Origin of the sequence: Marinilactibacillus piezotolerans, assembly GCF_900169305.1 — a bacterium.
In the GTDB taxonomy this organism is placed as follows: Bacteria; Bacillota; Bacilli; order Lactobacillales; family Carnobacteriaceae_A; genus Marinilactibacillus; species Marinilactibacillus piezotolerans_A.
The window spans coordinates 1,033,050-1,045,896 of the sequence record NZ_FWDP01000004.1 but is presented as its reverse complement, the minus strand read 5'-3'; the positions used below and the strand labels follow the sequence as shown (position 1 = coordinate 1,045,896).

Below are 12,847 nucleotides of genomic sequence, written 5' to 3'. Positions count from 1 at the left end.
AAAGCATCAAAAAAAGCCGAGACTCCGGGATGAACAGTGTCATCACAGAAGTCATCAGCTTTTCAGCAGTTTAGGCATCGCCTTGGGAGAACCTCATTCCCATTTGAGTATAGTATAGCACAAAATCTGGTCTTTGACGCTGCAGTATTGAATTTTTTAGTGCCGAATAATTTGTACTCGTTACTAAATAATCATTTTTATAAACTGGAAACCTTGATGTAATCGTCTTTTTAACGATTCAAGCATTTTATGCCTAGTCATTGTTCTTGATATGGTCTATTGATTAGACTAAAATGTAAGAGTATACGCAAAGCGGAAACCGCTTGTATAACAAGACAATACCTCAAAAAATCTGACAAAGAAAAGGAAGGTACATAATGGCAGTATTAGAAATCAAGAATTTACATGTATCCATTGAAGACAAAGAAATTTTAAAAGGCGTCAACTTGAAAATGCAGACAGGTGAAATCCATGCCATCATGGGACCCAACGGAACAGGGAAATCTACGCTTTCAGCTGCCATCATGGGACACCCGAGCTATGAAGTCACTGAAGGAGAAGTGTTGCTGGACGGAGAAAACGTTCTTGAACTGGAAGTTGACGAACGCGCGCGAGCTGGACTGTTTTTAGCGGTTCAATATCCTAGCGAGATCGCTGGAATCACAAACGCAGAATTTATGCGGGCAGCAATCAACTCCCGCCGGGAAGAAGGCGATAAGATCGGTGTTATGGACTTTATCAAAAAACTGGATGAAAAAATGGCGCTATTAGATATGCCGGAAGAAATGGCAGAACGTTATCTAAATGAAGGATTCTCAGGCGGAGAGAAAAAACGCAATGAGATCCTGCAATTACTGATGATCGAACCGACTTTTGCGATCTTAGATGAAATCGATTCAGGTCTAGATATCGATGCCTTGCAAGTCGTTTCCAAAGGCGTGAATGAAATGCGCGGCGACAACTTTGGTTCATTGATCATTACCCATTACCAAAGACTCTTGAACTACATCACACCAGATGTCGTACACATCATGATGGATGGACGTGTCGTGAAAACCGGTGGCGCAGAGCTAGCGCACCAACTGGAAGCTGAAGGCTATAAAGGTTTAATGGAAGAACTGGGTATCGAGTACAACGCGGAAGAACACGAATAAAAAGAGGAGGCCAATCATATGGTAACAAAAGAAAAGCACTATGTAGACTATGCAGATGCCCTTACAGCCTTCTCAAAAGGACTAGGTGAGCCGGAATGGATGACTCAGTTGCGATTGGAATCTCTGAATCAGATCGAAGAACTAGACCTTCCTGTGATCGAACGTCTGCGTTACAACCGCTGGCCGCTTTGGCAAGTACCCAATTTGACTGGGGCACCTGCTCAAAAAGCCATTGATATCACTCAATTCGTAGAAGACAAAGCAGATGCTGCACGTGTCATTCAAGCAGGAAATGAATCGGTAATCGAGACACTGCCTGAATCCTTAAAAGAAAAAGGCGTCATTTTTACAGATATCAAGACCGCTTTAAAAGACCATCCGGACTTAGTCAAAGAAGCTTATATGCAGCATGCCGTGAAAGCCGGTAAAAATAAAATCACCGCTTTCCATGCAGCGTTTATGAACTCGGGGCTATTCTTATATGTGCCTAAGAATGTAGTCGTTGAAGAACCATTAGAAGCGATTTTTATTCAAAACAGTTTAGTTGAAGACAGCTTCATCAAACACGTTCTGATCTATGCCGACGTGAATTCAAGCTTCAACTATGTAGAAAAATTCCTGACTGCCGGACAAGAGAAAAACGCAGCGAATATTCTAGTCGAAGTCGTCGCAAAACAAGGGGCACAGATCAAATTCTCAGCGGTAGATCAACTGGGTGAAAATACCACAACGTACTTCAATCGTGCTGGTCATACTTTCCGCGATGCGTCCATCGACTGGGCGATCGGCGTCATGAATAACGGCAATACGATCGCCGATTTGGATACGAATCTGATCGGAGACGGCTCAAGTTCAGACTTGAAAGCTGTCGGCATCAGCAGCGGCAGACAGACCCAAGTCATCGACTCAAATGTTGTCAGCTACGGAAACCATACGATTGGAAATATTTTCCAGCATGGGGTTATCCTGGACCGTGCGACACTGACTTTCAACGGTATCGGACATATCGTCAAAGGAGCAAAAGGATCAGATGCCCAGCAAGAATCCCGTGTCTTGATGCTTTCGGATAAAGCGCGCGGAGATGCAAACCCGATCTTGTTGATTGATGAAAACGAAGTCACAGCGGGACACGCCGCTTCTGTAGGTCGAGTCGACCCGGAAGAAATGTACTATCTGATGAGTCGCGGAATCGCCAAGAGCGAAGCAGAAAGACTTGTTATCCGCGGATTCCTGGGATCCGTGATCTCAGCGATTCCACTGAAAGCCATCCGAGATGAATTGGTCGACACAATCGAAAGGAAGCTGACCAGCAGATGACCGTTCCATTCGAACAGTTGAAACACGATTTTGCCATTTTAAATCAAGTCGTCAATGATGAACCGTTAGTCTATCTGGACAATGCCGCTACAACTCAGAAACCGGCGGCGGTACTGCAGGCGCTGGAGACGTATTACCATACCTCCAACGCCAATGTTCACCGCGGGGTGCATACACTGGCGGAACGGGCGACCAGCCAATATGAAGGTTCACGAGAAGTCGTGCGGGAATTTATCCATGCTGGTGAAACGGCAGAAGTCTTATTCACTCGAGGCACAACGACTTCCCTGAACTGGGTAGCCAGAAGCTTCGGGGAAATGGTGATTGAACCAGGTGATGAGATCCTGATCTCTTATATGGAACATCACTCCAATATCATTCCATGGCAGCAGTTAGTCAAGAAAAAGAACGCGAAACTCGTCTATATTGAGCTGACAGAAGACGGACAGCTGGATTTGGAAGATGCCCGCAATAAAATCACCGACAAAACGAAAATCGTCTCTTTAGCCCATGTTTCAAATGTGCTGGGTGTCGTCAATCCGATCAAGCAGATTGCAGACTGGGTCCATGAGAAAAACGGCTATCTGGTTGTCGATGGTGCGCAGGCAACGCCGCATATGCCGGTGGATGTACAAACACTGGATGCTGATTTCTATGCCTTCAGCGGGCATAAGATGCTGGGACCGACTGGAATTGGTGTATTATATGGGAAACGTGCCTTACTCGAACAAATGGAACCGATCGAATTCGGCGGTGAAATGATCGATTTTGTAGAAGAACACGACAGTACCTGGAAAGAACTGCCTTGGAAATTCGAAGCCGGAACACCGAATATTGCCGGCGCAATCGGATTAGCCGCAGCGATCCATTATTTGAGTCGAATCGGTATGGAGACGATCCTGAAGCATGAAAAAGAGATCGTAGAGTATATCATGCCGAAACTGGAAGCCATTGATGGACTGACGATTTTCGGACCTAAAGACGCTTCACTTAGAACCGGCGTGATCGCCTTTAATATCGACGGAGTGCATCCTCATGACGTCGCAACCGCGATGGATATGGAAGGCGTCGCTGTCAGAGCTGGTCATCACTGTGCACAACCGCTGATGACATACTTGAACCAGCCGGCAACCGCCAGAGCGAGTTTTTATTTATACAACACGAAAGCCGATGCAGATAAATTTGTTGAAGCGCTGATAGCCACGAAGGAGTTTTTCTTAAATGGCCTTAACTAAACTAGATCAATTATATCGAGCCGTCATTCTGGACCATTCTCAGTCACCCAGAAGACGCGGCGTACTGGATGAAACGACCACACAGATCGAGCTGAGAAATCCGACCTGCGGAGACGTCATTCAAATCCAGCTGAATGTTCAAGACGATATCGTAAAAGATGTGCGATTCGACGGCAGCGGCTGTACGATTTCTATGGCCAGTGCCAGCATGATGACGGATGCGATTATCGGAAAGCCGGTTGACGAAGCCTTGAAGCTGTCGGAAGATTTCTCGCAAGTTGTTCAAGGAAACAATGCAGAGCATGAAATGGAATTAGGAGACGCGATGATGTTGTCAGGTGTATCCAAATTCCCGGCACGCATCAAATGTGCGACCTTATCCTGGAAAGCCTTGGAGAAAGCATTGGCGAGCCAAGGAACGGGTCTGGAAGGGCAAATGAAGCACGAAGACATTACTGAATAAACCTGACGAGTCAACACTTAGAGAAGAACAACTAATCACGAGAGGGGAACGCAATCATGGTGAATGTACCAGAAAAAAGCGAATACCAATACGGGTTCCACGATGATGTCGAGTCGATTTACGATACAGGTAAAGGACTGACAGAAGAGATCATCCGAGACATTTCAAAACGCAAAGAAGAACCGCAATGGATGCTGGATTACCGTTTGAAATCTTATGACCACTTTCTGAAACGTCCAATGCCAGAATGGGGCGCAGATCTTTCAGAAGTTGATTTTGATAATATTACGTATTACCGTAAGTCCAGCGAAAGACCAGAGCGCAGCTGGGATGACGTACCGGAAAAAATCAAAGAAACTTTTGATCGTCTAGGCGTTCCGGAAGCCGAGCGTCAATTCTTGGCAGGTTCAGGGGCACAGTATGAATCAGAAGTGGTTTACCACAATATGAAAGAAGAATATGAAAAACTGGGGATCGTCTTCACCGACACTGATACTGCGTTAAAAGAGTATCCGGAAATCTTCAAAGAACACTTTGGAACCGTCGTACCGCCAACCGATAACAAACTGGCAGCATTGAACTCAGCCGTCTGGTCAGGTGGAACGTTCATCTATGTACCAAAAGGCGTACGCTGTGACGTGCCGCTTCAGATGTACTTCCGTATTAATGATGAAGCAATGGGCCAATTTGAACGGACACTGATCGTAGTAGACGAAGGCGCCAGTGTGCATTATGTAGAAGGGTGTACTGCACCAACATTCTCTGAAAGCTCGCTGCATGCCGCAGTTGTAGAAATCATCGTTAAAAAAGATGCCTACTGCCGTTATACGACGATCCAGAACTGGTCTGACAATGTCTATAATCTGGTGACGAAACGTGCCACAGCCGCAGAAGGCGCAACCGTTGAATGGATCGATGGAAACCTGGGTGCAAAAACCACCATGAAATACCCAAGCATCCACTTAAACGGACGCGGCGCACGCGGAACGACTATGTCTATCGCCATGGCAGGTGAAGGACAAGTGCAGGATACCGGCGCAAAAATGATCCACAACGCACCGAACACATCCAGCTCGATCGTCTCTAAATCCATCGCTAAAGACGGCGGAGAAGTGAACTACCGCGGACAAGTGACCTTCGGAAAAAATTCCGGCGGATCAATCTCACACATCGAGTGTGATACGATCATCATGGATGACAAGTCGAAATCCGACACCATCCCGTTCAACGAAATCCACAACTCAAACGTCGCATTAGAACACGAAGCAAAAGTATCTAAAATATCAGAAGAACAACTCTACTACCTCATGAGCCGCGGTCTAGACGAAGAAACCGCCACAGAAATGATCGTCATGGGATTCGTAGAACCCTTCACGAAAGAACTTCCAATGGAATATGCAGTTGAATTGAACCGATTGATCAGTTATGAGATGGAAGGGTCAGTGGGGTAAAAAAATATAAGTAAGAGCTTGAAACCTTAATAGAGTGTGTTTCAAGCTCTTATATATATGTGAATTTATAAAAGTAATTGCTAATCAATTAACTAACCCTATAATTGATATGGGGATTTTTAATTTAAAGAAAAAGTTATAATTAATTCGAATATACATAGAATCGGATTATAAAAAAGTGATAAAATTAACGTAGACGAGAAAGATTAAAATGAGGTTTAGAAGTAGATATTTTTGAGATGTATCATAAATGGTGAGGCTTTTTAAAGTAAGGATGAAGTGTAAAGAAAAATTTGAACAACGCTTTCAATAGAGTAATTAGACCATGAAGTTAAATTATTTTATAAAGGAAACTTAGTTGAAGCAGAGGAACTAAAAAATTTGTGTCTAAGTAAAATTTTGGATACCAATTCCGGTTAATTTGCACAAAAATTAAATAGGCTAGGGTATGTAAAGATAACTTTAAATAATTAAGATGGGGTGAATTTTACTACGAGAAATTAATCAAAATTAAGGGGGAATAGAATTGGATGAAATAATTGAACCTTTAAAAACAAATATTATTTCAGAAATATCATCTTGGGAAAAAACAAATAGTTTATCAATTCTAGTTTCAATGCTTAGAAAGGAAAATAACATCAGTTCATCAGGCTCATATGTAGCAATTGATGAAAATGATATTATGGATATTGTTTACCTAATTTTTAAATATTCGAGAGGTACGAAAATACTAGACTTCAAAGTGTTAACTACTATTTCTGATAAATTATCTATTGTTAGGCTAGTAGAATCGAAAGCTCCTTCTACTGAATATAGTCTATATAATGGTAGTCTAACGGATATTCATCTTGTTTATTTATTCCACATGCTATTTGATAAGTTTTCGCCAACCTTGATTGAAAATTATGGGTTTGATGAGTCTATATTTATGATAATGTACATTTTCTTAGCCCAAAATAAATCTACTTTATTTAATATTGCAGAAGTTAAAAAAATTATGAAAAATTATGAAATGGAAAACCGTGAAATTACTTTGAAAATGATTGAAAAATATATTGATTATTTTTCAATTGAAGAGTCAGAATTGGATTTAAGTACAAAAAATTCATTCATAAAGCAGATACAACAAAAGCCATTTATAAAAATAGAAAAGACAGATAAATTTTTCACTAATTATTATTTTAATAGAAATCACTTAATATCTAATTTTCACTATTTGTTGGCTGAGAATGAAAAATACAAAGCACATAAGGGTGAGTTTTTAGAAGAGCTTACTTATTATATATTTGATTTTTCCTTACCGGAATCTTCAATTTATAAAAATCTTACGTACAAGTATGGAGAAATCGATTTACTCGTTGAAACTGATACAAAAATTATATTAGTTGAATGTAAAAGTGGACTTTTATATAACGATTACAGACTCGAAGGTAATACAAGTACAACAAAGAGAAATTTAGATTCGATAATATTAAAAGCTGCAAAACAACTAAATAAAGGTAAAAAGTATATAGTTGAAAATGGTAATTTCATGCACCAAGGAAAACCTTTACATTTTGGTGAAGATAAGGAGATATTATTATTAAATGTATGCTTTGAGTTACCTGTTGGTTTTGCTAATAAACTTGAAAATTCTAATATACTATCCTTACCAATTGGAGACTTAATGATAATTGTAGATGAATTAAGAGAATCTGTAATAAGCGATAACTCAAGAACTCAAAAGTTAGATGAGTACATCAAGTTAAGGTCAAAACTGCTCGGATTTTTACCAGATAGTGAATTAACTATAATGACTTCAATTTTATATAATCCACATTTTGATACCCTGTTAAAATATAAAGATAAAATTGAATTAAACTCAGATGAATCTTTAACAAGAGTCAACCAGCTATACGCTTTACTTTTAAATGCCTTGATAAACGTAGAATCTGAAGAATATAAATTAGTTGAAGCAAATTATAAGGGCGTTTTGCGTGACTTAATGTTTGATTTCAATGAGTAACGGATATTTTAGTAGTACGGGCAAATACGCATTAAAGTTGACTAATACCTATAAACATTTTTTAAAACATTCAATAGATAATCGAAACAGAAGCTACTAAGAAGGGATTTGAATCTAAAAATGAGTGACACAATTATTGTTGGCATTTTGGGAATAATAGGGAGGCAATTGCAGCCCCTTATGTTAGTTATATCCTAACGAGTAAATCAAAAAAGAAAGAAAAACATAATGCATTAGAAAACTTGCATAAAATACAACCATGAACATGAAATGGAATTTAAGGAATTAGAATTTTGGAAAGAAATTCAAACAAAAGAAAAGGATTTAGAAATAACTAAAGAAAAATTAAAAGCTAAAGTAGAGAGTACCAAAATTATAGAACAAAATTCTGCTATAAAAAATAACATTAAGTTTTTTAAAAGAAGAATTTAAAAATCCTAATAATGATTTCGATAAACAAATAAAGGAAGCTGCATAGCATAATACAAGAAAACGTGTAGCAAAAAGAAATAAAGAGTAGTTTTGGATTTTAATTTATTGATAATCATATTACTTCAAAAAATCGAAACGGATATAATATTGATGGAGGTGAGCATGTTGAAAATCATTGATAGAAATATTAGTTTAAACCCATATGAAAGTTGCCCTTGTGGATCTGACAAGAAGTTTAAATTTTGTTGTTTTAAAAAGGCTAAACAGTTTTTAAGAGAAGAGAATACATACCGCACATTTAATGACAGTAGGCTGCAAAATCTGCTGAAGACAAATTGGCGAGAGACCGATTTTAAAATTTGTTTCGCGGAAAATGATGACTGTAAAGGAAATATAAAGTCAGCCCACTCTATCCAAAACAACAGAATTTTAAATAGAATCAGCGAAGAAGGACATGTATACAATATAGAAGCATCAGTAATAAATAGTAGTGTAAAACCCAAATTTAATAAAATTAGCAAAAATAAAGCTAGCACATTTTTTGGTTTTTGTGACTATCATGATACAGAGATATTTAAACCAATTGAGCAAAATACATACGAAAATACTGAGCAACAAAACTTTTTATTAGCATATAGAGCATTTTTTGTAGCATATCATAAGGTAATCAGAAAGATGAGTATCCTTAGAAATGCTTTTAAAAAATATCCAAGTTCACTACTTGATCCTCAAGCTATTATAATGTATCGTACTGCACAGCTAGACATGAAAGATGATGAATTGGAATGTGAGTTACTGAAAAATAATTTTAATAATCAAAATTTTTCAACGATAGAAAGTTTTGTTTATGTACTGAATTACGAAATTAATTTCGCGGTTTCCTCATATTTTACTATATCTAAGGACATGAGAAACAATACACTACATGATATTTATAATCTAGATGAAGATATTGTAATTCCAGGTGTGTTTATAAATGTATTCCCTGTAGAGGGAAAAACTAATATTGTAATTTCGTACAATAAATATATAGATAACAATTATAAAGTGCTTTTTGCGCAGTTAAGAGATTCTACTGAAGAAGAACTGTTGGATTACTTAAGTTATACAATATTCAATTGTACAGAAGATTTGTATTTTCGTCCTAGTAGCATTGAAGCCCTGAATGAACACCAAAAAAACTCTATGATTGAAAGCTATACTTCGTTTTTAAGTCCTTTTAATGAAATGGCTTTAATAATAAATGGAATGCATTTTGAATTTAATCTGTTTAAATTATAGAATTATTATAACTAGTTTAATGAATAATTTAATATAGGATACAGAGATTTATGAGCTTTTTTAGGATATTAACTAAATTTCTAGTGCTATTGATTTTTAAGGTAGAATCTCATTCAAAAACCTCATTTTGATATACTACGGAGAACTGTACCATAAGTAGATAAGTCTATCTTTAAGTTACAAGTTTAAATTTTTTAGAGGAAGTATTGCTAGTTTAAAGAAATTAATACTTCAAAAATAAAAATAATAACTTTCGTTGAAAAATAAGACCGTTGGTAGTTAGTTAATGTTAAAGTTTTACTTCTGAGTTTATTATGGCTTTATATAATAAAAAATAAAAGGAGAGTTTTTTATTACTATAAAAGTGGATTTAGGAAACTTTTGGGAAATGTTAACTGCAATAGGAACATTTGGAGCAGTTGTTGTTTCGCTATGGCTTGCTAAGTATGATAGAAAACCTAACTTATATATTTATACTGTAATAACAGATGAAAAGTCAGGACAGGATTGGCATCACATTATTGAAATTAAAAACTTGGGGACAATTTCAACGCGAATTGTTTCTGAAGGTATTACTCCTTTTAAAAATAGAAAGTGGCATGAGCCATTTATGAGTATTGAGTCTATCGGAGGAGAGGATGATAGCTATTCGGATACTTTTGACTCTGGCCAAGAATTTACAATTATAATTGAAGAAGAAGAATTTAATCGAACGTGGAAAAAGTGTTATTTAAAATTTAAAAAGAAAAAATATTATATTTATGTTGAAAATCATACAGGAAGAGCTCACTATGAACCTATCTATTTTTCAATTAACGATATAGATAAATAATCTATTTTTAAATAAATGATATAAAAATTAATAATAAATTATGCCTTGTTGACGAGTGTTGAACGTAATAAAGAGAAATTATTAATAAATTTATTACTATTGAGATTGATTAGTAAAGAATTAATAATCCTAGGTTATAAGTAATATAAAGAATAGTATTAAAAGCAAATCAGTCAAAAAAATAGTCAACTCTGGATGAATACCTAAAGGATGGGACGAATTAATGAAATTTAATAAGCCAAAAGATTCTTTAATTATCGCTGAAAGTCAGATTCCTTTTACATCAATAAAAGATGACAAGGAACTACCGTCAGAACTTATTGCACAATTTGAACTTTACCCAGAGAATATCCGACGACCTGTTAATAAAACTTTATTTAAAAACGACTATTTTGAATTAAAATATAATATGAAGACTAAAGAATTAGCTGTATCATCCCTAGGAGACATTGTCTATTCAGCTATTCCATATGATACAGGTAGAAACTACATCCAACGTGCGGCTATTCAATATTTACTCCATCCGGAAGAGGTACGTAACTATATTGAAATGCATAAAGGTAATTTGGAACAATATATTAAATTGAGTATGTTTCAAGTAACTAATAAACGGATGAATAAAAATAATAAGGAAATTGAAAAAGCCTATAATGCCATATTTCAGAATCCATTATTTGAGATTCAAATTCTTGGACGACTTCTGCAGCATGACGAAACTGGACCAATTTCTGCAAATATTGCAGGTAAATTCTTATTTAGTGAGAATATAAATACTGGAATATCTGAGTATATTTTTGAATACCTTAATTTTGTCGTTCAACTCACCAATTCATTACCTGTAAAAACTGATGGAAAAAGAGTTGAAATATTAGAAACGAATCAGTCAGAGAGATCCTTTTCAAATAGTAGAAAAAGAGATGGATTTTTGACCTATACATCAGATATTGAGCCAGCGCTTAGACTAATATCTCAAGAAATAGATATTAGTGTAGAAAATTCAATTATTATTGCGAAACAATCCCAGGCCGTAAAAGCAAAACCTATTTTAAGATCAAAATTTGGAAAAGAAATCTCTGTCCTCAGAAAAAATTATGTTCCACATAGTGTTCATCCTAAAGAAACAGAAAAATATTTTGAGAATGTTCTTTCTACAGAGAATAAAAATTTATTAAATGTTGTTTCTGATGTCCACTCAAATGACGGAAAGCTCCCATTCATCAATAGAAATTTCAATATATTGGTAGGAGATATTTCAGATTCTCAAGTAGCTGATGGGGATATTGAAGGTATCTACGTTATGGGAAATCATGAATTAGTGGATGTATTGCCGAGAAGTAGAAAAGAATTTCAAGAGAAAAAATGGAAACCATTTCTTAAAAGAAAATGGTTTAAACAGCTATTAGAAAATCCAGATGAATCTTGGTACATGTTGCCAGTAGGCAATCATAAATTCTATGAAGTAGTTAAATATGAACTTGAGCAACGATTCCCACGATTAAAAGTATTACATAATAGTCATATAATTCATGAAGGAATCCGATATATTGGGATCACAGTACCAGTGGCTTTAGTTAAGAGAAAGTATGAGCAACAAAAATTTATTCTCAAAACCTTAAAGAAATTACTAAATAACGACAATGAAATTCCGACGGTAATTCTTTCACATGCACCTCTATTTAATGAATTAAATATGCTCTCCATGGAAAGCAATGCTTATAATAGTGAATACAATTGTTCTGAACCTAAAATTGAAAAACTATTTAAGGAATATAACGTAATTGGAGTTATACATGGCCATCATCACATACCAGCATCGGCTGGAAGAAGTAAAATTGTGAAATTTGCAGACAAAGACCTCTTTGTAGTATGTTCGATTTACTCTAACATGAACACAGGATTTGAATTAATGGATCTGATAAGTTCTAAGCAATCAAACAAAATAATCAAGTAAATAAAAAATTTTAAGTTTTATGATTTTAACCCCGGTAACATCTGATACCGTGAACTATATCATAAACAAGTTAGGTAACCGTGTTTCTATATTTAATATTTAAAAACTTGAGACACAGGAGGAAACCATGAACCATAAAGGAACGGAATTTTTAAAATCAAATCGATTAATTTTAAGAAAATTTGAGCCGGAAGATACGAGTATGATGTTTCAAAATTGGGCAAATGATGAGCTGGTGACGAAATTTTTAACTTGGCCTACCCATAATGATACTCAGGAAACCAGTTCTATTTTGAATCACTGGATATCTCAATACAAAGAACCAGAAACATATAGATGGTGCATTGCTTTAAAGGAGAACAAAATTCCAATTGGTAGTATTAGTGTCGTTTCAATCAATCCTCACGTAGAGTCTTTAGAAATTGGTTATTGTATTGGGAAGGATTATTGGAATCAAGGGTTAACAACTGAAGCAGTTCAAGTGGTGGTAGATTTCTTGTTTTCTCAAGTTGCTGCTAATCGTATAGAAGCTCATATTGATCCAAGAAATGAGAGTTCGGGCTCAGTATTAGTCAAGTCTGGGTTTAGATATACTGGTTTGAGAAGGCAAGTAGCAATTAATAATACAGGCATATGTGATGTCATTACTTATGAAATTTTAAAAGATGATTATTTTTCTGAAAATAATAGAAAATTTTTTTGAAGCATAAAATTTTATAGGTAATG

Annotated in this window: 11 protein-coding genes and 1 riboswitch; all 11 genes read left to right on the top strand. The window is 36.2% G+C overall.

Annotated features, from left to right (window positions below):
* Nucleotides 1–38: 38 nt before the first annotated feature.
* Nucleotides 39–110: riboswitch (Fluoride riboswitch) on the bottom strand.
* Nucleotides 111–377: 267 nt separating this feature from the next.
* Nucleotides 378–1,154, top strand: coding sequence for a Fe-S cluster assembly ATPase SufC (sufC, locus tag B6F02_RS08725; RefSeq protein WP_080146968.1), 777 nt, complete (start codon nucleotides 378–380; stop codon nucleotides 1,152–1,154).
* A gap of 18 nt (nucleotides 1,155–1,172) precedes the next feature.
* A complete protein-coding gene (gene sufD, locus B6F02_RS08720) occupies nucleotides 1,173–2,471 on the top strand; it encodes a Fe-S cluster assembly protein SufD (RefSeq protein ID WP_080146967.1) in 1,299 nt (432 codons plus the stop codon).
* Complete coding sequence (locus tag B6F02_RS08715) at nucleotides 2,468–3,706, top strand: cysteine desulfurase (protein ID WP_080146966.1); 1,239 nt, start codon at nucleotides 2,468–2,470, stop codon at nucleotides 3,704–3,706. The genes sufD and B6F02_RS08715 overlap by 4 nt, the downstream gene beginning before the upstream one ends.
* Nucleotides 3,693–4,169 carry a Fe-S cluster assembly sulfur transfer protein SufU gene (gene sufU, locus B6F02_RS08710; RefSeq protein WP_080146965.1) on the top strand — a complete coding sequence of 159 codons (477 nt, stop codon included), beginning with the start codon at nucleotides 3,693–3,695 and terminating at the stop codon, nucleotides 4,167–4,169. The genes B6F02_RS08715 and sufU overlap by 14 nt, the downstream gene beginning before the upstream one ends.
* A 59-nt stretch (nucleotides 4,170–4,228) precedes the next feature.
* Nucleotides 4,229–5,620, top strand: a complete 1,392-nt coding sequence (gene sufB, locus B6F02_RS08705) for a Fe-S cluster assembly protein SufB (protein WP_306293723.1) — start codon at nucleotides 4,229–4,231, stop codon at nucleotides 5,618–5,620.
* Between the two features lie 526 nt (nucleotides 5,621–6,146).
* Nucleotides 6,147–7,625, top strand: a complete 1,479-nt coding sequence (locus B6F02_RS08700; protein WP_080146963.1) for an NERD domain-containing protein — start codon at nucleotides 6,147–6,149, stop codon at nucleotides 7,623–7,625.
* Between the two features lie 270 nt (nucleotides 7,626–7,895).
* Nucleotides 7,896–8,057: a hypothetical protein gene (locus B6F02_RS11020; protein WP_179128560.1), complete on the top strand. Its 162-nt coding sequence runs from the start codon at nucleotides 7,896–7,898 to the stop codon at nucleotides 8,055–8,057.
* Between the two features lie 162 nt (nucleotides 8,058–8,219).
* Nucleotides 8,220–9,338 (top strand): hypothetical protein, encoded by a 1,119-nt coding sequence (locus B6F02_RS08695; protein WP_080146962.1) that lies wholly within the window; start codon nucleotides 8,220–8,222, stop codon nucleotides 9,336–9,338.
* Nucleotides 9,339–9,726: 388 nt separating this feature from the next.
* Nucleotides 9,727–10,170, top strand: coding sequence for a hypothetical protein (locus B6F02_RS08690; RefSeq protein WP_143745265.1), 444 nt, complete (start codon nucleotides 9,727–9,729; stop codon nucleotides 10,168–10,170).
* Nucleotides 10,171–10,393: 223 nt separating this feature from the next.
* Complete coding sequence (locus B6F02_RS08685; protein WP_080146960.1) at nucleotides 10,394–12,121, top strand: metallophosphoesterase family protein; 1,728 nt, start codon at nucleotides 10,394–10,396, stop codon at nucleotides 12,119–12,121.
* A gap of 127 nt (nucleotides 12,122–12,248) precedes the next feature.
* The gene (locus B6F02_RS08680) at nucleotides 12,249–12,824 is read left to right on the top strand and encodes a GNAT family N-acetyltransferase (RefSeq protein ID WP_080146959.1); all 576 of its coding nucleotides are present in this window, start codon (nucleotides 12,249–12,251) and stop codon (nucleotides 12,822–12,824) included.
* The last annotated feature ends 23 nt before the right edge of the window (nucleotides 12,825–12,847 follow it).